Origin of the sequence: Mycolicibacterium gilvum (assembly GCF_900454025.1) — a bacterium.
GTDB classification, from domain to species: Bacteria; Actinomycetota; Actinomycetes; order Mycobacteriales; family Mycobacteriaceae; genus Mycobacterium; species Mycobacterium gilvum.
In genome coordinates this window covers 121,765-145,013 of sequence record NZ_UGQM01000001.1, presented here as the reverse complement: position 1 = coordinate 145,013, position 23,249 = coordinate 121,765, and the positions used below count along the sequence as shown (strand labels likewise).

22 protein-coding genes and 2 pseudogenes are annotated in these 23,249 nt (G+C 67.7%); 3 read left to right on the top strand and 21 right to left on the bottom strand.

What is annotated here, in order from left to right; translation table 11 throughout:
* Nucleotides 1-7: 7 nt before the first annotated feature.
* The 13 genes from DYE23_RS00705 to fadD5 all read right to left on the bottom strand — a co-directional run bounded on the left by DYE23_RS00705 (nucleotide 8) and on the right by fadD5 (nucleotide 14,809).
* Nucleotides 8-949 (bottom strand): mammalian cell entry protein, encoded by a 942-nt coding sequence (locus DYE23_RS00705; RefSeq protein WP_115326214.1) that lies wholly within the window; start codon nucleotides 947-949, stop codon nucleotides 8-10.
* Nucleotides 916-1,488, bottom strand: a complete 573-nt coding sequence (locus tag DYE23_RS00700) for an Rv1363c family protein (RefSeq protein WP_115328823.1) — start codon at nucleotides 1,486-1,488, stop codon at nucleotides 916-918. Before DYE23_RS00700 ends, DYE23_RS00705 begins: the two co-directional genes overlap by 34 nt.
* Entirely contained in the window at nucleotides 1,485-2,468 is a 984-nt protein-coding gene (locus DYE23_RS00695) for an RDD family protein (RefSeq protein WP_099962285.1), read from the bottom strand. The genes DYE23_RS00700 and DYE23_RS00695 overlap by 4 nt, the downstream gene beginning before the upstream one ends.
* Nucleotides 2,465-3,094 (bottom strand): Rv1363c family protein, encoded by a 630-nt coding sequence (locus tag DYE23_RS00690; RefSeq protein ID WP_115326213.1) that lies wholly within the window; start codon nucleotides 3,092-3,094, stop codon nucleotides 2,465-2,467. Before DYE23_RS00690 ends, DYE23_RS00695 begins: the two co-directional genes overlap by 4 nt.
* Nucleotides 3,064-4,626, bottom strand: coding sequence for an MCE family protein (locus DYE23_RS00685; RefSeq protein WP_115326212.1), 1,563 nt, complete (start codon nucleotides 4,624-4,626; stop codon nucleotides 3,064-3,066). The genes DYE23_RS00690 and DYE23_RS00685 overlap by 31 nt, the downstream gene beginning before the upstream one ends.
* A 3-nt stretch (nucleotides 4,627-4,629) precedes the next feature.
* On the bottom strand, nucleotides 4,630-5,775 hold the full coding sequence (locus DYE23_RS00680) for a virulence factor Mce family protein (RefSeq protein ID WP_115326211.1): 1,146 nt from the start codon (nucleotides 5,773-5,775) through the stop codon (nucleotides 4,630-4,632).
* On the bottom strand, nucleotides 5,772-7,409 hold the full coding sequence (locus DYE23_RS00675) for a virulence factor Mce family protein (protein WP_115326210.1): 1,638 nt from the start codon (nucleotides 7,407-7,409) through the stop codon (nucleotides 5,772-5,774). Before DYE23_RS00675 ends, DYE23_RS00680 begins: the two co-directional genes overlap by 4 nt.
* Before the next feature lie 14 nt (nucleotides 7,410-7,423).
* Nucleotides 7,424-8,995 carry a virulence factor Mce family protein gene (locus DYE23_RS00670; protein ID WP_115326209.1) on the bottom strand — a complete coding sequence of 524 codons (1,572 nt, stop codon included), beginning with the start codon at nucleotides 8,993-8,995 and terminating at the stop codon, nucleotides 7,424-7,426.
* A complete protein-coding gene (locus DYE23_RS00665) occupies nucleotides 8,992-10,023 on the bottom strand; it encodes a virulence factor Mce family protein (protein ID WP_115326208.1) in 1,032 nt (343 codons plus the stop codon). Before DYE23_RS00665 ends, DYE23_RS00670 begins: the two co-directional genes overlap by 4 nt.
* Complete coding sequence (locus DYE23_RS00660; RefSeq protein ID WP_115326207.1) at nucleotides 10,020-11,237, bottom strand: MCE family protein; 1,218 nt, start codon at nucleotides 11,235-11,237, stop codon at nucleotides 10,020-10,022. Before DYE23_RS00660 ends, DYE23_RS00665 begins: the two co-directional genes overlap by 4 nt.
* 4 nt (nucleotides 11,238-11,241) lie before the next feature.
* Nucleotides 11,242-12,114 (bottom strand): MlaE family ABC transporter permease, encoded by an 873-nt coding sequence (locus DYE23_RS00655; protein WP_011891619.1) that lies wholly within the window; start codon nucleotides 12,112-12,114, stop codon nucleotides 11,242-11,244.
* Between the two features lies 1 nt (nucleotide 12,115).
* A complete protein-coding gene (locus DYE23_RS00650) occupies nucleotides 12,116-12,913 on the bottom strand; it encodes an MlaE family ABC transporter permease (RefSeq protein WP_011891620.1) in 798 nt (265 codons plus the stop codon).
* Between the two features lie 213 nt (nucleotides 12,914-13,126).
* The gene (gene fadD5, locus DYE23_RS00645; protein WP_115326206.1) at nucleotides 13,127-14,809 is read right to left on the bottom strand and encodes a fatty-acid--CoA ligase FadD5; all 1,683 of its coding nucleotides are present in this window, start codon (nucleotides 14,807-14,809) and stop codon (nucleotides 13,127-13,129) included.
* Nucleotides 14,810-14,952: 143 nt separating this feature from the next.
* Between fadD5 and DYE23_RS00640 the strand changes: the two genes are divergently transcribed.
* A complete protein-coding gene (locus DYE23_RS00640; RefSeq protein WP_013470334.1) occupies nucleotides 14,953-15,639 on the top strand; it encodes a GntR family transcriptional regulator in 687 nt (228 codons plus the stop codon).
* Nucleotides 15,640-15,646: 7 nt separating this feature from the next.
* Here the strand turns inward: DYE23_RS00640 and DYE23_RS00635 are convergent, their stop codons facing one another.
* Nucleotides 15,647-16,087, bottom strand: a complete 441-nt coding sequence (locus DYE23_RS00635; RefSeq protein WP_011891623.1) for an SRPBCC family protein — start codon at nucleotides 16,085-16,087, stop codon at nucleotides 15,647-15,649.
* A 37-nt stretch (nucleotides 16,088-16,124) separates the two neighbouring features.
* Nucleotides 16,125-16,853 (bottom strand): DUF72 domain-containing protein, encoded by a 729-nt coding sequence (locus DYE23_RS00630; protein WP_011891624.1) that lies wholly within the window; start codon nucleotides 16,851-16,853, stop codon nucleotides 16,125-16,127.
* A gap of 50 nt (nucleotides 16,854-16,903) precedes the next feature.
* Between DYE23_RS00630 and DYE23_RS00625 the strand changes: the two genes are divergently transcribed.
* Entirely contained in the window at nucleotides 16,904-17,995 is a 1,092-nt protein-coding gene (locus DYE23_RS00625) for a M42 family metallopeptidase (protein WP_011891625.1), read from the top strand.
* Here DYE23_RS00625 and DYE23_RS00620 read toward each other — a convergent pair.
* Nucleotides 17,979-18,647 carry a TetR/AcrR family transcriptional regulator gene (locus DYE23_RS00620; protein WP_172527679.1) on the bottom strand — a complete coding sequence of 223 codons (669 nt, stop codon included), beginning with the start codon at nucleotides 18,645-18,647 and terminating at the stop codon, nucleotides 17,979-17,981. The two genes, DYE23_RS00625 and DYE23_RS00620, sit on opposite strands and share 17 nt — an antisense overlap.
* 153 nt (nucleotides 18,648-18,800) lie before the next feature.
* On the opposite strand from DYE23_RS00620, the pseudogene DYE23_RS31180 reads away from it, so the two are divergent.
* A pseudogene (locus DYE23_RS31180) lies at nucleotides 18,801-18,911 on the top strand (CAP domain-containing protein); the annotation flags it as partial.
* Here DYE23_RS31180 and DYE23_RS00610 read toward each other — a convergent pair.
* The 5 genes and pseudogenes from DYE23_RS00610 to DYE23_RS00590 all read right to left on the bottom strand — a co-directional run bounded on the left by DYE23_RS00610 (nucleotide 18,881) and on the right by DYE23_RS00590 (nucleotide 23,228).
* Nucleotides 18,881-19,282 (bottom strand): hypothetical protein, encoded by a 402-nt coding sequence (locus DYE23_RS00610; protein ID WP_235660535.1) that lies wholly within the window; start codon nucleotides 19,280-19,282, stop codon nucleotides 18,881-18,883. The pseudogene DYE23_RS31180 and the gene DYE23_RS00610 overlap by 31 nt on opposite strands.
* A 90-nt stretch (nucleotides 19,283-19,372) precedes the next feature.
* Nucleotides 19,373-20,182, bottom strand: coding sequence for an ABC transporter ATP-binding protein (locus DYE23_RS00605; protein ID WP_115326203.1), 810 nt, complete (start codon nucleotides 20,180-20,182; stop codon nucleotides 19,373-19,375).
* The gene (locus DYE23_RS00600) at nucleotides 20,166-21,203 is read right to left on the bottom strand and encodes a taurine ABC transporter substrate-binding protein (protein WP_115326202.1); all 1,038 of its coding nucleotides are present in this window, start codon (nucleotides 21,201-21,203) and stop codon (nucleotides 20,166-20,168) included. Before DYE23_RS00600 ends, DYE23_RS00605 begins: the two co-directional genes overlap by 17 nt.
* Complete coding sequence (locus DYE23_RS00595; protein ID WP_115326201.1) at nucleotides 21,200-22,072, bottom strand: ABC transporter permease; 873 nt, start codon at nucleotides 22,070-22,072, stop codon at nucleotides 21,200-21,202. Before DYE23_RS00595 ends, DYE23_RS00600 begins: the two co-directional genes overlap by 4 nt.
* Before the next feature lie 65 nt (nucleotides 22,073-22,137).
* Nucleotides 22,138-23,228, bottom strand: a pseudogene (locus tag DYE23_RS00590) (NAD(P)-dependent alcohol dehydrogenase).
* Nucleotides 23,229-23,249: the final 21 nt, after the last annotated feature.

The window sequence follows — 23,249 nt, the reverse complement described above, 5'->3', positions numbered from 1 at the left end:
GGCCCGATTACAGCTGCGGTGTCAGATCGAAGGACGTGATCGTCGACATCCGGGTGATGCGCCACTCGCCCCCATCGCGGTTCATCGTCAGCCGGTAGGACAGGTAGCGCAGCGACGGGATGTTCTTCGTCACCGGACTGGTGGCCACCGAGTTCGTGTAGACCAGAGCGGTCGCCTCGGTCGGAATCGACGGCGGCGACACCGATTCCACGGCCGCACCCATCACCTGCGTGGTGTTGGTGACCTGCGCCTGCTTGTTGGCCTCGACGATCGCATCGATATAGCGGCGGTACTCGGCAGCGAAATCACCGGTCAGGTACGCCGACGCCCGCTCGGCGAGCGAGCTCATGTCCTCCGGCGTGTAGGACCACAACGTGGTGATCGCGTCGGTCGCGGTGCGCGCGATCGTGAGCTTCGTCTGCACCAGCGCCCTTTCAGACAGGTAAGGCTGCGCCATTGCCGCGGCGAAGCCGCTCGCCCCGACGAACACCACCGACGCGACGGCCGTGGCGATCAGCACTCCCCGCCCGGCGGGCCGGTGCGGGACCATCACGACGGGCTCGGGCTCGGGGTCGGCCTCGACTTCGGCTTCGGCCTGAGGCTCAGTCGCTTCGGGTTCCGAGACCTCGGGCGTCGACTCGTCCTCCGACGCCTCGGAATCCGCCGGCGCCGGATCCGCCTCGGCGGCCGGTGTTTCCGCTTCGAGGTCAGGCGCAGTTTCCGCGTTCTCGGACACAGCACCCTTCGCCCGCGCACCCTTGCCCATCGGCCGCTTCGGCGCGTCCTCCACAGCATCCGCTGCAGCGGCCTGCTCGGTCTCGGCCTCGACAGCGTCCGCTACCGGCTCCGCAGCCGCGCTCTTCGGACGTCGCCCGAACAACCGTCGGCGCGGGCGCGCAGCGGGGGCGTCGCCGGTCAGATCACCTGAACCAGGTTGCTGATCTTCCACTGCTGTCCTTCCTTGATCGTCGTTGCGACCCAACGGCTTCCGCTCTCGATCGTCGCCTTCCCGTCCGGAGTCCTCGAGCTGACCTTCGTCGCGACCAGCACGTCGGCACTGCCGTCGTCATTCCATCGTTGGACGCCCGCCGCGAGCACCTCGCCGGTGCTCGGTTCCGAACGCGCGACCTGAACCAGGATCTCGTTGAGCCGCTCACCGAAGTTCTTCGCGAACTCGCCGGTGGCCTGGGCCTTGATCCGGTCGGCATACGCGTTGGCGTTGAACGGGTCCAGGCTGGTGTAGGTCACCATGAACTCGCGGGTGTATCCCAGCGCAGACGCCTCGTTCACCGCGGCCCGGCGATCGTCTTCCTGACGGATCAGCATGAACGTCGCCGCCGCGATGGCCGCGATCACCACCAGCGTGGCAACCGCCGAAAGAACCGGAAGCCCCCAGCGCACAGCAGCTTTGGGCTCTGCCCGGAAGAATCCGGGATCGACGGTGCTCTCACCGGGATCGCCGTCGGCGAACTTGCGCAGCGGGCTCATCCGCCACCCGCGTTCATCATCGGCCTCTTCAACACAGTCAGGTTGGCCACCTTCCACTGGCCGTCGGCCGCCTTCTCGAAGTCGACCTGCACCGTCGCGGTGATGAGCTTCATGTCCTCGGCGTTGGTGCCCCGCTGCCCCTGCATCGCCAACAACATCGACACCCGGTTCGCGGTGACGGGCGGGTCGGTCAGCACCGCACTGTTGACTGCCCAGTACTCGTTGTTGACCGGCCCCGCACCCTGCACGGCCTGCTGCTGATCGATCAGCTGCGGGCGGTACCCGTCGGTGGTCAGCGTCTGCGCCCTGGCGAAGTCGTCGACCAGTGTGTCGACGTGATAGCTCAGCATCTGCTCGACGATCCGCGGGCCCTGCTCGGCGACCTGCTCACGGGCCGAGTCCAGCGCGCGCTGCTCGCGGAAGATCAACGCGTAGCCCAGGCCGACGGCGGCCACCGCGGCCACCATCGTCGCGATCAGCACACCAGATACCACCCGGCGCATGTCGCGCCGGGGCGACGCCACCCGCACCACCCGCGTCCGCGCCACCATGTCGGCGAACGTGCGGCGCCGCGAATCCCACAGCGGCCACAGCCATCCGACGAACAGCGAGAGCGTGTCGAGCAGATGGGCGACCTCACGGACGGTCAACCGGCCGATCCCGACCGTGCCACCGTCGGCGCGGCGCACCGCGATACCGAACAGCGCCCGCCCGAGCGTCCACCCGGTGACCGCGGGCAGCACCAGCCGGTTCACGACCATCAACACGAACACCACCGCCGCCAGCGCGGTGAACAGCCACCGGACCCAGCCGTCGAACGGCGCCGTCAACGCCAGCACCACGCACGTCGCGATCACACCGAGGGCGGGCAGGATGTCCAGCGCCAGCGCCCCGGCCCGCGCACCCCAGGACGCCGGCCTGACTTCCGCCGTCGGCTCGGGTTCGGAGATCGTCGCGGTCACGTCCAGCACCGCCGTCACGAGTTGACCTGGTCCAGGCTCGAGATCCGGTACTGCCCCTCGTCCCAGGCCATCGTGGCCCGCAGCCGGTAGCCGACCCGCTGATCAGCGGCTTCGGCGTTGGTGATCCGGACCCGCACCGCGACCAGCACGTTGACGGTGCCGTCCTCGTTGTGCCGCTCGACGGCGGCCCGCAGGTCATCGACGGCGACCGTCGCGTTCGCGGCCTGATACGCCTCGGCGACGATGCTGCTGAACAACCCGGCCTGGACCCCGAACTCACCGGTCGAGCACTCCAGGATCTTGGACTGTGCGGCCGTCATCGCCGCGGTGTCCGGCGCCTGAGTGGCCGCCACGCAGTCCTTGGCGGCCTGCAACGCCGCCTCGTCGGAGCGGGCGACCTCCGCGGCGCGCTCGTTGGCGCGCATCGACAGCACACCTGCGGCGACGGCACCGCCGGCCAGCAGCAGCAACACCGCGCAGAGGGTCGCGACCCAGCCGTTGCCCAGCCGCGTCGGCCTGCGGGTGTCGGCAGGAACGTCCTGGTCGGGTGACGGGTCGGAAGCCTCCGCCGTCGGGGTGTCGACCACCTCGTCGGCAGTGTCGGCTTCGGGGATCAGCCGGCTGGTGCCAGCATCTCCTTCCATCCGTCGTCTCCTGGATTCGTCGAATTGGTCACGTTGTACCTGACACCGTCAGGCCCCACGACCTCACCGCTGCTCGGGCTGTACCCGGCGGTCGTGCCGGGAGGACCCTGGGCGGGGGTGTAGGTGCACGGGTTGGGCTGTTGGCCGCTGCACCTGACCGTACCGGAGCCCGGAGGGCTCACCGGATCGCTGACAGGTGCCGTGGTCTGCGGCGCTGGCAGTTCGTCGGCGGGCAGCGGGTTGCGACCGTTGTTGATCGACGGTGCGGGAACCACCTGACCGGGCGCCACCCGCTGGTCGCAGCGGGCGCCGGGGGCCGGGCACGCCACGATCTGGTTCGGGTCGCCGTACCACGGGTTGGTGCCCAGCGGGACGTACGGTTCGTCGCTGCGGCATTCCTTCGGCGAGGCCGCACGCTTGCCCGGCACATCGACGCACGGATAGTTGCGGGCACCGCGCACCACATTGCCCTGGTAGTCCTTCGGGATCTTGCAGTACATACCCGAGGGAATAGGCGCTGTGCTCGTGTCGGCCGGCGAGCGCCACTCCGAGGCGGGCAGGAAGCCGGTCATGCACGGCGGCGGCTGGTTGATGGACAGACCGAAGTGCAGCAGACCGCCGTCCTGGAAGATCGAGCCCATCTGCAGCAGCGACGCACCCTGCGGGTAGATGACCAGGGTCTGCTCAATGCCCTTGTTGTAGCGCTTGAGCATGTCGTTGACGACGGCGAGGTTGGCCAGCGTCTGCGGCAGTGCCTCCTGCACATCGCTGAAGACCGTGTTGACCTGGTCCAGCGTCGGGGCCGCCTGCTGCAGACCACTGCGCAGCGCGGGGTCCTGCTCCGCGGTCTGCGATGCGATCACATTCAGGTTGCGCGACCACTGCTCGATCGCGTCACCGGACTGGACCTGGCTGTCCAGGATCGGCGCCGCGTTGTTGATAATGTCGGTGACCTGCGGCAGGTTGTCCCGGAATCCCTCGGCGAGGTTGGTCGTCGAATCAACCAGTCGCTGCAGCGACGGTCCGAGCCCGCCGACGGCCTCCGACGTCTCGGTGAGCAGGGCGTCGATCTTCTCTTTCGGCAGCACGGCGAGCCCGTCGTTGGCCGCGTCGATCGCCGGACCGACCTCGCTGGGCACCGTGCCCTCGGTGATGGTCTGGCCGGGGCTGAGGTACTGGGTGGTGCCGCTGGTCGACACCAGGTCCAGATACTGCTCACCGATCGCCGACACCGAGTGCACGTTGGCCGTCGCGTCGGCCGGGATCTTGTACTCGTTGTCGATGCTCATCGTCGCCCGGGCACCGGTCTCCGTCGGCTCGACCTCGGTCACCTTGCCGATCTGGGTGCCGCGGTAGGTCACGTTGCCCGTCGGGTACAGGCCTCCGGAGCGTGGCAGCTCGGCGTACAGCGTGTACTGCCCGACGCCGACCAGGCTCGGCAGCCGCAGGTAGTACAGCCCGAGAACACCCAGCGCCACGACGGTCAGGATTGTGAAGATGATGAGCTGAATCTTGATGAAGCGGGTCAGCATCGCTCACTCACTCCTCTCGATGAGAGGCCCGTTCGGCGCCGAGTTCGGGTTCGGGGTGAAGCGCACATCCGGGATCATCGTCGCCGGGTCACGACCCCACGCCTGCTCGAGGGCGCGCAGCATGCCCGAGATACCGGTGCCAGAGAAGAACCCGTTGTCGATCGCCGAGAGCGTCAAATCGACGCCGATCGATGTGTTGATGTAGTCGCCGCGGATCGCCTTGTGGACGTTCTCGATGCTGTACGGCGCGGTCAGGAAGATCTTCAGCGCGCCGAGCAGGTACGGCCCGGACTTCCCGAGCTCGCGCAGCGGCCGCTGCAGGTTCTCCAGGTTCTGGTTGATGTCGGCGTTCGCTGGTTCCAGCGCCTCGACGGCGGCGTTGCTGATCCGGCCGAGCGACTCGATGGCGTCGCCGAACAGATCCCGGGTGTCCGCAAAATGCTTGATCAACGGCGGGAACTCGGTCAGCACCGCGTCCAGGGTGTTGTTGCGCTGCGCCACGATCGTCAGCAACCGGTTGGTGGAGTCGATCGCGCGGGTGATGTCGTCGCGTTGCTGGTTGAGCTCCGCGGTGAACGTGTCGAGCTGCCCCAGGAAGTCCCGGATCTGGTCGGCACGGCCGTTGAGCACGTTGTAGACCTCGGACTGGATGGTCTCGAGGTTCGTCACGCCGCCGCCGGTCAGGATCGAGGCGATGCTCGCGAGCACCCGCTCGGTGGTCGGGAACGCCGACGCGTTCTCCAGCATGATGGTGTCGCCGCTCTCGAGCCGCTGCGAGGACGGGTTCGGCGGCAGGTCGAGCTGGACGTGCTGCGAGCCCAGCAGGCTGGTCTGGCCGATCTTGGCCTGCGTGTTGACCGGCAGCGCGATGTTCGGCTCCAGGTCCAGCGTCAGCGTCGCCACCCAGTTGCGCAGCTCGATCGCGCGGACGCGACCGACGTAGACGTCGGCCACCCGCACCCGGCTGTTGACGTTCAGCGCCAGCGTGTCGGGCATCTGCACGTAGATCGTGGTGCGCTCCGACCCGGTGCCGGGACCACCCGGCAGCGGGATGTTGGCGATGCCCTTCCAGGACCCACACGACGTTAGGACCAGCGCCGCGGCGCCGAGCGCGACGGCGCGCTTGGCCAGAGTTCCCAGCCTCCTCATCGCGTTCCTCCAGCCTCAGCAGGCAACAGCGGTCCCGACGGTACCGCGGGGGCCGGTGCCGGCGCGGCGGGGGCGGGCGCACTGACCGGAGCCGGATTGCCCGGGACGACGCCCGGAGCCGGTGCCGGCGGCGGACCCGGCTGCGGGTACCACGGCGGCGGCAGCGGGTTGTTCTGGTCGAACGCGTTCGGCGGACCGGGCAGGTTGCCGTAGCGGGTCGTCCCGAACGCCGGCGGGGCCGGCGGCGGCGCGATGTCCGGGCCGCCCATCAGCTCGGACAGCGACTCGGGCGTCAGCATGTTCCTGGTGAACGGCTGCACCTCGACGCCCTGCATACCGGGTGCAACGATCCAGCCCGGCTCGTGGTTGCCGTGCGAGAACAGGGTGTCGCGGGAGAAGATGCCCGGCACGGTGGTGTCCTTGTAACCCGGGGGCGGACGCAGCCGCTCCTCGGAGTACGAGATCTGTTTGGGCAGCGTCATCGCCGTCTGCAACTGGTTGGCGCCGAACGGCAGGTAGTTGAACTTGATCGCGTCGAGGATCGGCCCGAGGTACTGCGCGCACAGCTCCGCCGACTCCTGGTAGCCCAGCCGGCTGCCCGCCTGGATCGCGCTGCACAGGAACTGCATCGGGTTGGCGAAGTTCGAGATGACCGGCAGCGTGACGATTCCACCGGCGTTCGGCGACGAGATGTTCATCAGGTTCGCCGCGACGTTCGGATACGCGTGCAGCGCTGTCTCGAGACCGTCGAGCGGCTCGGGCTGCAGGATCGCATTGGTGATCTCGGCGAGGTTCTGCACGTCGTGTGTGAGCACCTCACCGTTCTCGTCGATGAAACCCCGTGTGGTGGTGAGCAGTTCGTTGAGGTCCTGCAGCGCGTTGGCGACCTCGCGATCGGTGTCGGTGAACGCGTTGGTGAACTGGGCCAGATCGTTGTTCAGCGCGACGAACTGCTGATCGCTCTGGTGCAGCGCGTTGACGAACGTCGCGAGGCTCTTGACCACGCTGAAGAAGTCCCCGCGCCCCTCGTTGAGGGCGAACAGAGCCTCGGAGAGGTTGTTCAGCGTGCTGTTGAGCTGCTTGCCCTTACCGGCGAATCCGTCGGCCGCCGACTCGATGATGTCGCCGAACGGGCCCTTGGGCTGTTCGGGCGTCGGTCCTAGATCGGTGAGCAGCCTGCTGATCGAGTCCCGCAGGTCGTCGTACTCGACCGGCACCTGGGTGCGGTCGATGTCGAGAACAGCGTTGTCGGGCAACGTGTTTCCACCGGTGTAGGCCGGCGAGAGCTGGATGGTGCGCGACGCCACCAGGCTGGGGTTCAGGATCGACGCGGTGGCGTTCTCGGGGACCTTGTACTTGTCCTCGTAGTGGAATGTCACCTTCATCTTGTCCCCGGCGGGCTCGATCTTGTCGATCGAGCCGACCTGGACACCCATGATCTGGACCTTGTCGCCCGGATAGATGGCGAGGGTCTGCGTGAAGTAGGCGACAACGGTCTTGGTGGTCATCTGCTTGTAGAGCTTCATCCCGAGGAACGCGCCGACCACGACGAGCACCAGGACGATGGTTCCGATGATCAGGGCGCGGGAAAGCCCAGGCCCCTTCATGTTTCGGACGTTGAAGATTGTCGACATGATTCTCTCGCCCCCTACCCTTGCGATCCCGGTGGGAGGAACGGCGGATTACCCGGCAGCAGCGGCTCCCCCGCGGGTGCGGGTGCCGGACCGGGTCCCGCCGGTGGCGGCGGGCCGGTCAGTGCGGGCGGCAAAGGGGCGATACCCGGCGTGAAGTCCGCCGGTGCGGGCTGCGGCGCCAGCGGCACGGTGCGCGCGCCGGGCGGGGCCGACGGCAACGGCGGGCGCGCACCCGGCACCTCCGGGGACAGCTGGCCGGGGATGGCGGCGGCGGGAACACCCGGGGATGCCTGCGGCCCATGCGCATTCGGCTCCGAGGTCACGACGTTCGGTGGCGGGTAACCGCCGGGCACCGGCCCGTACGGACCCTGGGTCAGGCTCGCACACGGCAGCGGATTGCCCGGCGTGGGCAGGCCGTTGGCGGGCGGGGTGTAGGAGCACGGCGAGCCGGGGGGCACCGCGGGTCCCGGGTTCTTTGGCGTGCCTTCGATCGTGGTCGGCGCCGGCGGTGGCGCGCCGTTCTCGAAACCGACGCCGTTGGGGTCCGGGAAGCGGAACGCGGGCAGGCCTGCGTTGCGCCAGAACTCTTCCGGGTCGATCCCGCGCTTCTTGAACGCGGCGTCGACGAACGGCTGAAGGATCCAGTACGGCGCCAGGTTGGCGAGCATGACCTTGAAGTACGGGCCGGACGCGAGCGCCTCACCCAGCGAGACCATGAACTTCGACAGCGACGACAGCGTGTCGGTGATGTCGAGCTTGCGCGCGGCCAGCACGTCGGTGATCACCCGCAGCTGCTCGAGGACATGGTTGAGGTTCGGGTTGTCGTCGATGAAGCCGCGGACCTGGGTCGAGAACGTGTCGACGCGTTCGAGCAGCTGGCTGACGGCGTAGTTGCGTTCGTTGACCGCCGCGAGCAGTGTCTGCCCGTTGACGAACAGCTGGTTGATCTGTTCGCTGCGGTTGCCCAGGACGCCGGCCACCTTGTTGGCGTTGGCGAGCAGTTGCTTGATCTGGTCGTCGCGCTTTCCGATGGTGTCGGAGAACCGTGCGACGCCGTCGAGCGCTGCGCTCAGGTGCGGGTAGGTCTGGTCGATGGTCTCGGAGAGGACGTTCAGCGACTCCTTGACCGTCTGGGTGTCCCAGCCGGCGGTGTTCTTGCTGACGTCGAAGAACGCATCGTAGATCTGATACGGCGTGGTGGTCTGCCCCAGCGGCAGAACACCGTTGGCCTGCAACGGATCCGAGCCGCGAGGCTCGATCTCCATGTTGCGGCGGCCGAGGATCGTGTCGGTGCGGATGGCCGCCAGGCTCTCGGTGCCGATCTCGGTGCCGCCCAGCGAGTAGCCGATCCGCACGCGGTCACCGTCGATCTCCAGGGACTTGACGGTGCCGACGTCGACGCCGGCAATTCGGACGTTGTCGCCGGTGTTGAGACCGCCGGTGTCGGAGAACTCGGCGTAATAGGTGGGTTTCGCGAACAGCATCGGCACACTGGCGAAGCTCTGCCCGACGCCGATGACGACGACCAGCAGGATGATGCCCATCAACCCGCCGCGGACGCGGTTCGATCCTTCGAGGACTCTCATTGCGGCGTGCACCTACCCGTGGGCTGGCTCCACACCCGCACCGTGCGGACCGGGCCTCCCGGTTGCAGGCCGTTGAGCTTGAGGGTGACGTCGCAGGCGTAGAAGTTGAAGAAGTCGCCGTAGATGCCACCCGAGCGGCCGATGATCGCCAGCGCGTCGGGAATCTGCTCCAGCAGCTGGTTGAGCTGGTCGCGCTGATCGACCAGCGGCTGGTTGAGGATCTCCAGCTTGCTGATCGTGCTCTGCAGCAGCGGGCGGTTGTCGGCGAGCAGATCGCCGATCGTGCCCGCGGCGTCGCTGATGTCGGCCACGGACTCCGCGAGCGGATCGGCCCGGTTCTTCAGCCCGGTGATCAGCACCTCGAAGTTCTTCACGGTGTCGTCGAACTCCTGCTGGTGGCGCACGGTCGTGTCGAGCACGGTGTTGAGGTTGGTGACCACCTCGCCGATCGCCTGATCGCGGTCGGCCAGCGCCGAGGTCAGCGACGCGGTCTGGTCGAGGATGTCGTTGATGGTGCCACCCTGTCCCTGGAAAACCGTGATGAGCGACTGCGCGATGGTGTTGACCTTCTCCGGGTCCAGCGACTGGAACACCGGGCGGAAACCACCGATGAGCGCGTCGAGGTCCAGTGCCGGCTGGGTGCGTTCGACCGGGATGGTGCCGCCCGCGGCCAGTCGGGTGTTGCTGTCGCCGCGCGCGAGCTCCAGGTACCGGTCGCCGATGAGGTTGAGGTAGCGCACCGACGCGGTGGTCTCGTCGAACAGCTCCAGCGAGCGGTCCACGTCGAAGTCGACCCGGACCCTGGAGCCGTTGTCGATCAGCTCGACACCCTTGACCTTGCCGACCTCGACCCCGGACGCGCGGACGAACTGTCCGGAGCGCAGACCGCTGGCGTTGGAGAAGATCGCCGAATAGCCGGTCGTGCGGTCGAAACGCATCTGGCCGAAGACCACGATGATGATCGCGGTGAACATGAGCAGCACCAGCGCGAAGGCGCCGAGCTTGATCGCAGTACCGGTGATTTTCATGGGTTGATCGTGTGCTCCCCGACTTGGCGTCCCCAGACGTACTCGGTGAACAGCGGCTGTCCGAGCTCCATGTGGTTGTACGGGGCGATCGACGCGCCGGTGTCGAGCACCAGGAACGGCGCCGGCCACAGGTCACGGGTGATCGGCTGCCAGCAGCCCGGCCGTCCGCCCGGTCCGCCCTTGGCGTTCACGCGCGGCAGGTTGTCGGGGTAGACGTAGGCGTTGCCCGCGCCCAGTCCGAGGACCTGCGAATGGGTCTTCAGCGAGTAGCCGTTGCCGCCGAGCGCATCGGCGATCTTCGGCTCGACGTCGTGATAGTTGCGCATCATGCAGAAGAAGGACGGGCTGTACTTGTCGAGCAGCGCGGAGGTGGGCACCAGATCCCGGGCGCCGCGCACCAGGTATGGGCCGCCGCGTTCGAAGATGTCGCCGCCGGTGTTGCCGAATCCGACCGCCGCCATCAGCGCCTGATCGACGTCGCCCTGTTGTTCGTTGAGCGTGCGCGCGGTCGTCACCGCGTTCTGCAGACCGTCGAACAGGTCCGGCGCGGCGTTCGAATACACCTCGCCGAGGTCGGCGAGCAACTGGTTGTCGCGGCGGATCTGCGGCATCTGCGGGTTGATCTCGGCGAGAATCTGGTTGCCGTTGATGATCGACTCGCCGAACCGGTCGCCGAGCCCGTCGAGCGCCTGCGCGGTCGCGGTCAGCGTCTGGTTGAGCTTGATCGGGTCGACCTGCTCGGCGACCTCGACCACCGTCTCGAAGAGGGTGTTGAACTCGGTGGTCACCGAGGTGACGTCGATGACGTCCGACGCCGAGATCCGCTCGGACTGCGGGTTCTCCGGCGAGGTGAACGACACGTACTTGTTGCCGAACACCGTCGTCGCGCTGATGTCGGCGTTGACGTTGCGCGGGATCAGGTCGAGGTACTTCGGGTTCACCTCGAGCAGGATCTTGGCGCGTGGCTCGCCGCCGACGGTCGTCTCCTCGACCTCGCTGACCTTGCCGATCTCGACGCCGTTGAAGGTGACCTTCGAGCCCGAGTCCAGCGACAGACCGGAGCGGGCCGAGATCATCGTCAGCTGGGTGCGCGGCAGGAAATCACCGCGGAACTGCAGGTACACCAGGACCAGGATCAGGATCGTGACGAGCGCCAGGACGATGCCGGCGATCTTGTACGGCGGCTGGCGTTTGGTGTTCATGGGTGCTGTCATCGCGCTACACCGTGAGGTTGAAGTTCGGGTCGACGCCGTAGAGCGCCAACGAGGCGAAGAGCACGACACAGACGATCGCGACCAGCGAGGCCCGCATGGACCTGCCGACCGCCTCACCGACGCCGACGGGTCCGCCGCTGGCGTAGAAGCCGTAGTAGCAGTGGTTGAGCATCACGATGACCGAGATGATGACCGCCTGCACGAAGGACCAGAACACGTCGTCAGGACGCAGGAATGTGCGGAAGTAGTGCTCGTAGGTGCCGGTGGACTGGCCGTAGAAGATCGTGGTGGTCGCCTGTGCGGACAGGAACGACATGATGATCGCCATCGCGTAGAGCGGGATGATGACGACGAAGCCGGCGACGATGCGCGTCGAGACCAGATACGAGATCGATTTGATGCCCATGACCTCGAGGGCGTCGATCTCCTCGCTGATCCGCATGGCGCCCAGTTCGGCGGTCGCGCCGGCGCCGACGGTGGCCGCCAGCGCCTGACCCGCGACCACCGGCGCGGCGATCCGGACGTTGATCAGTGCGGCGAAGAAGCCGGTGAACGCCTCCACGCCGATGTTGCCGAGCGAGGCGAAGCCCTGGATCGCGACCAGCGACGAGCCCGAGAGCGTCACGAAGCCGACGATCGCGACGGTGCCGCCGACCACGGCCATCGCGCCGGTGCCCATGCCGATCTCGGCGATCAGCCGCAGCATCTCCTTGCGGTAGTAACGCACCGCGTGACCGATCGAGCCGACCGCGGTGACGACGAACCACGCGACATGGCCGATGCTGTCGAGGCCGCGACCCGGCGCGCCGACGATCTTCTCGGCGCGCGCGACGCCGCGCGGGAAGCGCGACCTCAGGACTGCTGCGGTATCGGACACGTCAGGTCCCCGTTCCGAAACGAACACCGATGGTCGTCAGGACCACGTTGACGGCGAACAGCGCGATGACGCAGAGCACCAGCGTCTCGTTCACGGCGGTCCCGACACCCTTCGCGCCGCCGGCGACCGTCAGGCCCCGGTAGCAGCCGACGAGGCCGGCGATCAGACCGAAGGTGAGGGCCTTGACCAGCGAGATCAGCACCTCGGGAAGACCTGTGACCAGGGTCAGCGTGGACACGTAGGCGCCCGCGGAGACGTTCTGCAGGTAGACGCCGAAGATGAAGCCGCCGACCAGGCCGATGGTGATGACCGCGCCGTTGAGCAGCATCGCGACGAAGGTGGAGGCGATGACGCGGGGCACGACGAGCCGGTGGATCGGGTCGATGCCGAGGACCTCGAGGGCGTCGATCTCCTCACGGATGGTGCGGGCGCCCAGGTCGGCGCAGATGGCCGTGGAGCCCGCGCCGGCTACGACGAGCACGGTCACCAGCGGGCCGAGCTGGGTGACGGCGCCGAGCGCCGCACCCGCTCCGGAGATGTCGGCGGCGCCGAACTCGGTCAGCAGGATGTTGAGCGTGAAGATCAGCAGCACGGTCAGCGGGATCGACACCGCGACCGTCGGCAGGAAGGCCACCCGGAGCAGGAACCAGCTCTGGAGGATGAACTCCCGCCACTGGAAGGGCGTACGGAAGGTCGCCTTGCCGACGAGCACGCACATGCGGACGAATCCGCCGACGGCCAGTAGGCCGGGCTTGACCTGTTCGCGGACGTAGCCCGACAGTCCCGAAGTCGTTGTCAACGGCGGGCTCCCGCGACGTCCTCATCACTGGCGTAGCGCACTGGCAGCACCTGTCGCACGCTCCCTTCCAGCCTGATCCCCGTCCGTGTGAGGCCGGTTTCCCTACCGGCCAGTAGTGCTACAGACCACAGGACTGTACCCGATGCTCTGGGCCGCATGTACCGCATCGACGCGATTGCGTCCTGAACCGTTAGGTGACGTCCGACGCACCCGCTAATCCTTCGGCGCTGCCGCAGAAGATGTTGCCGCAGTGGCACTTTCGCCGGCGTCAACGGACTCCTCGCTGCCGAAGCGCACGCGCAGTTCCGTCTTGAGCACCTTGCCGGCGGGGTTTCGGGGCAGGGCCTCGACGATTTCGATCGCTTTGGGGTGCTTGTAGCGGGCCAGGCGGTCGCCGAGGAACTGCTCGAGATCGGTGAGCTCCAACCGTCCGGAACCGGTCGAGTTCAGCGAACTCCGCAGTACCGCCACAGCAACGGGAACCTCACCCCACTTGCGGTGGGAGCGACCGATCACGGCCACCTCGACGATGTCGGGGTGGGAGGCGAGGACGTTCTCCACCTCGGCGCAGTAGATGTTCTCGCCGCCCGAGATGATCATGTCCTTTTTACGGTCGACGACCCAGATGTAACCCTCTTCGTCCTGTCGCACCAGGTCACCGGAGTGAAACCAGCCGCCCGCGAACGCTTCTGCGGTCGCGGTGGGGTTGTTCCAGTAACCGGTCATCAAAGTGGGTGCGCGGTAGACGATCTCGCCCACCTGACCGATGGGGACGTCGTTCATGTCTTCGTCGACGATGCGCGCCGACACCGTCGGGATCACCTTGCCGACCGAGCCGAGTTTGCGCAGCGCGTCGTCGCCCAACAGCATGCACGTAACCGGTGACATCTCGGTCTGCCCGAACGCGGCGAGGATCTGGGCACCCGGGAAGGTCTCCGACATCTGCCGCAGCAGCGTGTCCGACGCGGGCGCGGCGCCCCAGGACAGAAAGCGCAATTTGAGGTTGCGCGGGTTGGCCTTCTGGGCGGCGCACACTGCCTGCCACTGGGCCGGGACGAGGAAGATGCCCGTCACCTTCTCCGCTTCGAGGACGTCGAGCAGTTCGTTCGGATCGAAGGCGCCCAGGGGATAGATGACGGTCGGCCGGCCAAGCATCATGCCGGACACGATGCTGCCGACGCCGGCGATGTGGAAGAACGGCACACCGATGAACCCGGTGTCGTGGTTGATGTCCGCGCCGTTGGTGAACAGCAGCGTCATCGCCTGACCCGCGAGGTTGTTGTGGGTCAGCACCGCGCCCTTGGGCCGCCCGGTGGTCCCCGAGGTGTACATGATCAGCGCCGGAGAGTCGTCCGGGATGTCGACCAGCGGCGGCGCTGCGGTGGTGGAGGCCAGCACGTCGTCGTAGTCGAGGACGTCGTCGCGCGAGGTGCCGCCGGCGACGATCACCGTGGCCAGCTTCGGGTCGATGTCGCGGACGGCGGTCGCCACGTTCTCCAACACCGATTCGGTGATGACGACCTCGGCGGCGCAGTCGGACACCAGGAACGCGATCTCCGACGGCGTCATCCGGAAGTTCACCGGGACCGCGATGCCGCCGAGCTTGTTGACCGCCAGGACCGACTCCATGAACTCGGTCCGGTTGAGCATCAGGATCAGGACGCGGTCGCCGAACCCGACGCCGCGCTCGTGCAACGCACCTGCCAGCGCGGTGACCCGGCGGTCAAGTTCACCCCAGGTGGTGGACCGGCCGAGAAACCTCAGCGCCACGGTGTCCGGTTGCATCAGCGCGTGCCGGGAGAGCTGGTTGGCCCAGTTCCGCCTGCGCGCCAGGTTCGGCTGCTCGGTGGCTGATCCGGACAGGCCCGTGGGGTCGGTCAACGTCTTTCGCTCCATCGTCGAGGGATTTGCGGAAGTATGACATTTGATCAAACATGATGTCGTCCGGGTCACACTATGATCCCGGAGTCTTCGGGACAACCCTCCCGGAGAATCGGCCACCCTCGGCCCGCGGCACCGAAGTGAGAGCAGCAGATGCGATGAACGCGCCCGCCAGAGCCCGCACCGCGGGCGCGGTGCGGCGCGAGCAGCTCTCCGACGAGGTGGCCGCGCGACTGCGGGTCGAGATCATGACCGGCGCCCTCCGGCCCGAATCGTTCATCCGGCTCGACGAGACAGCGGCCCGGTTGGGCGTCAGCATCACACCGGTGCGTGAAGCGTTGCGCACACTGCGTGGCGAGGGCATGGTCGAGCTCGAGCCCCACCGCGGGCATCGGGTGATTCCCTTGTCGCGCAACGACATCGAGGACATCTTCTGGCTACAGTCGACAATCGCCCAGGAGCTCGCCGCGACGGCCACCCGGCGTATCACCGAGGAACAGATCGAACAGTTGTCGCGCCTGAACGACACGCTGGCATCGGCGGTGGAGCAACGCGACGTCCAGCGAATCGCCCAGGCGGAGTTCGAGTTTCACCGCACCTTCAATCGAGCGGCGGGACGCGTCAAACTCTCGTGGTTCCTGCTGCACGCCGCCCGGTACCTGCCACCGCAGTTGTTCGCCTCAGACGACGACTGGGGCGCGCAGGCAGTGGTCAGCCACGCCGAGCTGATCGCTGCGCTGCGCCGAGGCGACGTCGACGTGGTCGTCGAGCTGACCCGGGGCCAGTTCACCGACGGCCTGCACCGGCTCATCGCGTGGCTGGAGCAGGTGGGGCTCTGGAGCTGACGCCGTTCTACGACGCGGTGAGGTGCTCGGCCCGGGTCTTCAGATTCTCCGCGAGGTAGTCCAGGGTGTCGCCGATGACCTTCTTCACCATGACGGCCGGCACCGGCATGCTGACCTCGACGTCCAGGTCGACGGTCAGCAGCGAGGTCGGGCCCATCGGGACCACGGCGAACCGCTGCTCCTGCTTGGTGAAGTGGTCACCCTGCTGCAGCATCGTGAAGATCTGGTTCTCGGCCGGGTAGTACACGGCGGTGATGAAGGTGCCGGCCTGGCCCTGCACGACCACGTCGAGGCGCAGCTGGCTGGGTCGGCCGTCGTTGTAGCGCGCCAGGATCCAGCATCCCTTGATCTCTTCGTTCCACTCCGGGTACTTCTCGAAGTCGGCGACGATCGCCATGATCGTCTCGGCGGATGCGGAGACCTCGACGGTCTTACTCACCAGCGGCATTGGCAGAGCATATCGAGGCGGGTTCGCGGTCTCGCCGTCACCGGCTCAGGGCCGCTTTCAGATCCCGCGCATTGCGCACGGCGTTGCCGCCCAGGTCGTTGTTGAAGTACACCACCACGTCCCTGCCCTGTGCCGTCCACTCCCGGATCCGGTCGGCCCACCACCGCAGGTCGTCGGCGCTGTAGGACCCGCCGTACAACGCGTCGGGGTCCGGCCCGTGCAGCCGCACGTACACCAGCGACGCGGTCGCCTTCAGGATGCACGGGAGGTGCGCGCCGCTCATCACGACGTAGGCCGCATCGTGGCGCTCCAGAAGTTCGTACACCTGCGGGTCGTCCCACGACGGATGCCGGAACTCGACGGCCACGGGGATGTCCGCGGGCATCACGCCGAGGAAACGGTCGAGCCGCGCGTCGTCGCGTTCCAGCGCGGGGTGCAGTTGCACCAGCAGCGGCCCCTTGCGCTCTCCGAGCGCCCGCCAGCCGCGCTCCAACCGCTCCACCCACACCTCGGGCGAACGCAGCCGGCGGGCATGGGTCAGGCCCCGCGCCGCCTTCACGGCCATCACGAAACCGTCGGGCAACTGGTCTCGCCAGCGCTCGAACTGCGCGTCGGAGGGCCAGCGGTAGAAGCTGCCGTTGAGCTCCACGGTGTCGAACTCGTCGACATAACGCTGCAGCCATCGGGTGGTCGGCAGGCCCGGTTCGTAGAGAACGCCGCGCCAGTGGGTGTACGCCCAGCCCGAGGTGCCGATTCGCACGCTCATCCCGACCAGGTACCCCGGTTTGAGCCGCAGGCTCGGGGCAATCTCAGGGCATGGCCGTTGACGAGCAGGACTACCGCACGCTGTTGCAGGAACTACTTCTCGCGTACGGGCCGTGCGGGCAGGAGGACGCGGTGCGTGAGGTCTGCCGACGCGAACTCGCACCGATCGTCGACGAGACCTGGGTGGATACCGCCGGCAACCTGGTCGGGGTGTTGCGCGGCGGGGACGGGCCCGCGGTGCGGGTCATGGCACACATGGACGAGCTGTCGATGCTGGTCAAACGCGTTGATCCCGACGGCATCCTGCATCTGACGCCACTGGGCACGATGTACCCGGGCAACTTCGGGCTCGGCCCGGTCGCGGTGCTGGGCTCGCACACCACGGTGTGCGGCGTGCTCGCCCTGGGCTCCGAACACACCACCCACGAGTCCACCCGGATCTGGCGAACGAAGCCGGACCAGGGTGACAAGGCCCTGGACTGGCCCGACGTGTACGTCTTCACCGGCCTCACCTCCGACGAGCTCACGCAGGCAGGCGTCGCTGCGGGGACCCGGGTGTGTGTCGAGCGCACTCGGCGCACGCTCACCGAAGTCGGCCACGACTACCTCGGCTGCTATTTCCTCGACGACCGCGCCGCGGTGACAGCACTGCTGATGTGCGCGGCAGAGTTGAGCAGCGGGCCGGCACCCACCGGCGACGTGTACTTCGTGTTCACCGTCAACGAGGAACTCGGCGGGCTCGGCGGCACGTACGCCAGCCGAACCCTGCCCGGCGAACTCACGCTGGCCCTGGAGGTGGGGCCGACCGAACCCGAGTACGGGACCTCGGTGCACGGCGGCCCGATCGTCGCCTACGGCGACGCGATGTGCATCTACGACCGGGACGTGGCCGACGGCCTGATGGACGTCGCGCGTGGTCTGGAACTCCACCCGCAGTCCGCGGTGCTCGGGGCGTTCGAATCCGACGCGTCCCATTCGAAGGCCAACGGAGCCTGCGCCCGAGCGGGCCTGCTGTGCCTGCCGACGCTGAGCACCCACGGGTACGAGGTGATCGCCCGCAGCGCGATCCCGGACATGGCTGCGGTGCTGACCCGTTTCCTCGGCGGACCCGGACCCGACAGCAGGCCTACTGCTTCGCAGTGACGTCGATGCCGACGCCCAGCGGCGAGGTCGCGCGCACGGTCTCGTCGCGGATCAGCCCGCGCAGCAGTGCCGAACTGAACTCGACGGCGATCTCCTGTGCGGTGCGTCTGCCGTGGGGCCGCAACCAGCGGTAGGAGCCCAGCGTCATCCCGATGTAGCCCAGCGCGAGCACGTGCGAGTCACAGTCGTTGAACTCGCCGCTGGCGATGCCGCGGTCGATCACGTCGCGGACGTGCTCGTAGACCTGGGCCTCTTTCTCCCTGATGTAGTCCACCTGCTCCTCGGTGAACCATTCGGAAATGTAGGGACCCTCCTGGAAGTACACCGCCGCGCGCTCGATGTCGCTGGCGATGCCGACGAGCAGACGCCGGGTGAAGTGGTAGATCGTCTCCCGCGCCGACGCGCTCGGATCGTCGTGCAGCGCGTCGACGGTGAAATCGGCGGCGCCCTTGTAGATGTCGTAGAGGATCAGCGACTTGCTGGCGTAGTAGTGGTAGACGGTGGCCTTGTTCAGACCCACCGCGTCGGCCACGTCGTCCATCCGGGTGCCGTGGTAGCCGCGCGCGGCGAACAGTTTGGTGGCGACGGCCAGCAGTTCCTCGCGACGGGACATCCCGTTGGTCGACCCGGAGTTCACTACGGACTCTGACATGGCGGCTCACTTCAGGCACTCGGCACGACCGGCGATCGCGGTCTACTAACTGGTTGGTGCAGTCTAGGCCGTTGCGGTGTTGTCCTGAATCACGCAGGTCTAGACTCGTGCCAGGCCACCGTAGGTGGTCGAGGGTGACGGAGAGGTGGCGCGATGGATCCGAATCCGGATTACGACGCGAGCGACGAGCTCGAGTACGGCATCAACTGGTTCGCGTGGATCCTGCGCGGGGTTTATCCGCCTCCCGCGTACCCGCCGGTCTGATTCAGCGTCCGCGCCGCCCGGCGCTCCTCGACCCACGTCCGCGTGAGGTCGAACACGGTGTGCACCTGCTGCCCCAGCGCCTCCAGCTCGGTCTTGCCGCGCTCCGCGGTGACCGCCCACTTCTCGCGGACCTCGTTGCGCCAGTCGCGCGGCGGAACCGGCTCCAGATCCGGCGGCCAGTGCAACGACTCCTCGACCACCGCCGGCAGATTGGCCACCGTCCGGCTGTCCTCGCTGTAGTACTCGCCGCACTTGCGGCACCGCACCTCGTATCGCAATCCGCGCGGCCCTGGTTCCGCCGGCTCGATGAAGACGTAATCGGCGACCCCGACGCAGCGCGGGCATCGGGCTAACCCGCGTTCGACAACCATGCTCACGCCGATATCGTGCGGCCCGCAGCGCATCCGACGCACGGGAAATTTCAGGTCGATGCCCGATCGGTGCCGTTTCGAGATCTGCGGCTACGCCGCGGCTCTTCTCACCGCGGCACCCACCTCCGCCCTCAACTCGCCGTACTCCGGCGACCGCCGCAACTCCTCGGGATCGACGCCCGTGCGCGGCAGATCGACCGGGATGTCGAGCGCGATCTGTCCGGGCCGGCGGGTCAGCACGACGATCCTGGAGCCGAGGAACGCCGCCTCGTCGGCGCTGTGGGTGACGAACACCGTCGTCCTGCCCGATTCGGCGCTGACCTGACGGACGTCCTCCTGCAGCCGTTCCCGGGTCAACGCGTCGAGCGCCGCGAACGGTTCGTCGAGCAGGAAGAGCGGGGTCTCGGCGGCCAGCGCCCGGGCGATCGCGACCCGCTGCTGCTGCCCGCCGCTGATCTCCCAGATGCGCCGTCCCGCGGTCCCGCCGAGACCGACCCGCTCGAGTAGCTCGTCACGCCGCTCAGAACGCTTGTCGCGCGGCACTTTCGCGTACTTCAGTGCGAGCTCGACATTGCCGCCGACGGTGCGCCACGGGAACAGCCGCGGCTGCTGGAACACCACGCCCGCCGTCACACCCGGTGTGGGCGGCACACCCTCGACGTCCACCGAACCGTCTGTGGGCGACTCGAACCCGGCCAGCAGTCGCAACAGCGTGCTCTTGCCGCAACCCGAGGCCCCGACGAGCACCAGGAACGATCCCGGTTCGACGGTCAGGTCGACGGGGCCCAGCGCGGTGACCTCGTCACGCCCCTGCCCGTAGCGGTGCGACACCGACCTGATCTGGATCGCACCGCTACGTCGCTGTGGCGCAACAGGTTCGGTGTCACTCGGTGAGGACACCCGGCAGTCCCTTGGTGTAGAGCCCGTCCTGGAACGTCTTCAGCGGCGCCGCAGCCGGGATCTGCTTCTGCTCGGCGAGGAACTCCGAGGCGCTCTGCAGGTTGGCGGCCAGATTGCCGGGCTTGCCGTCGTCTCCGAGCCATTCGGCCGACGCGACCTGCTCGGGGGTCAGGAACACCGTCTGCGTCAGTTGCCCTTCGATGTCCTCCGGTGTCAGACCGACCTCGGCGGCGATGGCTTTCGCGGCGGCTGCGGGATCCTCGGCGATGACGTCGAGGGCGCGCGCCTGCTGCTTGCGCCAGGTGTCGACGACCTCGGGGTGGGACTTCGCGAATTCGCTCGAGACCACGGCGAGGTCCAGCGTGGGTTTGCCCTCGGCGGCGAGTTGGCGGCTGGTGATGAGGTCCTTGCCGGTCTTGCGCAGCTCGTTCAGGGTCGGCAGCCACGTGTAGGCGGCGTCGATGTCACCGCGCTCCCACGCGGCGAGGATGGCCTGCGGCTGCAGGTCGATCAGTTGAACGTCGTTGGGCGACAACCCGTTCTGGTCCAGCGCCGCGAGCAGGCTGTAATGCGCCGTCGATGCGAACGGGGTGGCGACGCGCTTGCCTCTGAGGTCGGCGATCGTGGTGATGCCGGCGGCGTTGCGTGCCACCAGCGCCTCATTGTCGCCGGCCACGTCGAGGATGAACGCGACCTGGTAGGGGATGTTCAGGGGTTCGGACAGCCCGCGCGCCACCGGGCTGGAGCCCAGCGCGCCGAAGTCGAGCTCATCGGCGACGAACGCGGTGTTGACGTCGGCCCCGGAGTCGAACTTGACCCATTTGATGTTGTGATCGGGCAGTGCCTCTTCGAGCCACTTGTTGTTCTTGACGATCAGGTCGCCGCTCGGGAAGGTCTGGTACCCGATGCGGATCGTGGGCTTCTCCGGGTCATTGCCGGACTGACCCCCAGAGCCGACGGAGCACCCGGCCAACGCCAGCATGCCCGCGACGAGCGCGACGAGAAGGGCCTTGAATCTCATATCATTCCTCTCCAGGGGACGCTGCGGCGTTCCGCAGCGCGCAGTAAACCGTCGATGACCAGGCCCGAGAAGCCGATCGCGAAGATCCCGACCAGCACCACCGGGGTGTTGTTGTAGTTGCTCGCGTCCTTCACCAGTCCGCCCACTCCGGGGATGCCGTTGAACAGCTCCGCGGCGACCACCGCCGAATAGGCCATGCCGACGGCGAGCCGGATCCCGGTGAAGGTCTCCGGCAGCGCGGACGGGATCACCACGTCGCGGATCACCTGGCCCCGGCTCGCCCCGAGGGCACGCGCGGCCTCGGTGAGCCCGACCGGCGCTGCGACGACGGCCGCGGTGGTCGCCACCGCGGCGGCGGGCAGCGCGGCCAGCGCGAGCAGCGTGATCTTCGGCGCCTCGTCGATCCCCAGCCAGATGACGAGCAGGAAGAAGTAGGCCAGCGGCGGAAGTGCCCGCAGAAACGTCAGCCACGGTTCGAGCACGCTGCGCAACCAGGGCACCGATCCCATCAGCAGGCCCAGCAGCACTCCGAGGGCCACTCCGATGAGAACGCCGGCGAAGACGCGGCGCAGCGTCATGTAGAGGTGCTCCCACAGCAGGTAGCCGGCGTAGCCGCGGACTCCGTCGTGGGTGGTCGAGACGTCGACGAACGCGTTCCACACCGTCGCCGGGTAGGGCACGAAGGTCTGGTTCCAGATGCCGCTGGCGGCGGCGAGCTGCCACACGACGCCGAAGACGACGACCGACAGCAGCGGCAGCGCCGCACGGGTCAGCCGGCTACGCCACTGCCGTGCCGGGCGCGCGCCGGTGCGGGGCACCGGGGAAGGCGCCTCGGCCTCGGACGGCGTGATGTCGACGAAAACGGACACCGGCGAACATTGACGGAAACGTCATGATCGGGGAAGGGCTGCGCTCATGCTGAGCGAAAGTCGGCTCAGGGCCAGGTCAGCACGGGCTTGACGACGTCCCCAGCGTGCTGGGCCGCCAGCGCCTCGGTGACGTCGCGGTGGGAGAACTCGGTGACGAGCCGTTCGATCGGGAAACGCCCGCGGGCATGCAGGGCGAGCAGTTCGGGGATGAACACCGACGGTATGGAGTCGCCCTCCAGGCATCCGTGCACGGTCTTGCCCCGCAGCACCAGGTCCGCCAGGTCGATGGCCGGTACGCCTGTCCCGAGGCCGACCGCCACGGCCGTGCCACCGACGGCCAGCGCGGCGACGGCGGAGGCCAGCACCTCGGGACGACCCGTGGTGTCGAGGGCGTAGTCCACTCCGCCACCGGTGATCTCGCGGATGGTGCGGACGGTGTGGTCGTCAGGGCTCAAAGCCGCTCGTACACCGAGACTTTCGGCCAGTGTGCGCCGCTGCGGGGACAGCTCCACGACGATGACGGTCTCCACGTCGACGGCCAGTGCCGCCAGCACACCCGCCAAACCCACTGCGCCGGCTCCGAATACCGCCACGGAGCTACCTGCCGCCGGCTGCATCAGGTTGAGCACCGCCCCCGCTCCCGTCTGGAACCCGCACCCCAGCGGCGCGGCCAGCACGGGGTCCACATCGGGACCGACGACGACCGTGTTGTCCTGCGTGGTCAGCGCGTAACCCGCGAGGCTGGACTGCCCGAAGAATCCATCGAGCACCGGCCGGCCGTCGACCGTCACCCGCGGGGTCCCATCGGCCCGCTGACCGAACTGATTGAGCCGAACGGCTTTGCGGCAGTAGGCCGGTCGTCGTGCCCTGCAGTTCGTGCAGGCACCGCAGGACCGGAAGGAGAGCACCACGCGGTCGCCCGGTTTCACCGATTGCACGCCGTCGCCGACCCGTTCGACGGTCCCGGCGCCCTCATGGCCGAGCAACACGGGCCGATCTGACTGGCCGCAACACGATTGACAAGATCGGTATGGCAGACGCCGGCTGCTTCGATACGCACCAGGATCTCGTCGGCGCGCGGATCGTCGACGCGAACCTCGGCGACGGAGAAGGGGCCCTCGGGCGCGTAGGACAACACTGCGGTGGTCTCGGGCATGCGCGCTACGGTAACCCGCGC

Coding starts and splice junctions, on each gene's coding strand:
- DYE23_RS00610 (WP_235660535.1), bottom strand. CDS start 19,282: ATGGTTGTCGAACGCGGGTTAGCCCGATGCCCGCGCTGCGTCGGGGTC.
- DYE23_RS00700 (WP_115328823.1), bottom strand. CDS start 1,488: ATGAGCCCGCTGCGCAAGTTCGCCGACGGCGATCCCGGTGAGAGCACC.
- DYE23_RS00675 (WP_115326210.1), bottom strand. CDS start 7,409: ATGTCGACAATCTTCAACGTCCGAAACATGAAGGGGCCTGGGCTTTCC.
- DYE23_RS00665 (WP_115326208.1), bottom strand. CDS start 10,023: ATGAAAATCACCGGTACTGCGATCAAGCTCGGCGCCTTCGCGCTGGTG.
- DYE23_RS00690 (WP_115326213.1), bottom strand. CDS start 3,094: ATGGAAGGAGATGCTGGCACCAGCCGGCTGATCCCCGAAGCCGACACT.
- DYE23_RS00600 (WP_115326202.1), bottom strand. CDS start 21,203: ATGAGATTCAAGGCCCTTCTCGTCGCGCTCGTCGCGGGCATGCTGGCG.
- DYE23_RS00620 (WP_172527679.1), bottom strand. CDS start 18,647: ATGTCAGAGTCCGTAGTGAACTCCGGGTCGACCAACGGGATGTCCCGT.
- DYE23_RS00635 (WP_011891623.1), bottom strand. CDS start 16,087: ATGCCGCTGGTGAGTAAGACCGTCGAGGTCTCCGCATCCGCCGAGACG.
- fadD5 (WP_115326206.1), bottom strand. CDS start 14,809: ATGGAGCGAAAGACGTTGACCGACCCCACGGGCCTGTCCGGATCAGCC.
- DYE23_RS00625 (WP_011891625.1), top strand. CDS start 16,904: ATGGCCGTTGACGAGCAGGACTACCGCACGCTGTTGCAGGAACTACTT.
- DYE23_RS00685 (WP_115326212.1), bottom strand. CDS start 4,626: ATGCTGACCCGCTTCATCAAGATTCAGCTCATCATCTTCACAATCCTG.
- DYE23_RS00640 (WP_013470334.1), top strand. CDS start 14,953: ATGAACGCGCCCGCCAGAGCCCGCACCGCGGGCGCGGTGCGGCGCGAG.
- DYE23_RS00670 (WP_115326209.1), bottom strand. CDS start 8,995: ATGAGAGTCCTCGAAGGATCGAACCGCGTCCGCGGCGGGTTGATGGGC.
- DYE23_RS00630 (WP_011891624.1), bottom strand. CDS start 16,853: ATGAGCGTGCGAATCGGCACCTCGGGCTGGGCGTACACCCACTGGCGC.
- DYE23_RS00680 (WP_115326211.1), bottom strand. CDS start 5,775: ATGAGGAGGCTGGGAACTCTGGCCAAGCGCGCCGTCGCGCTCGGCGCC.
- DYE23_RS00660 (WP_115326207.1), bottom strand. CDS start 11,237: ATGACAGCACCCATGAACACCAAACGCCAGCCGCCGTACAAGATCGCC.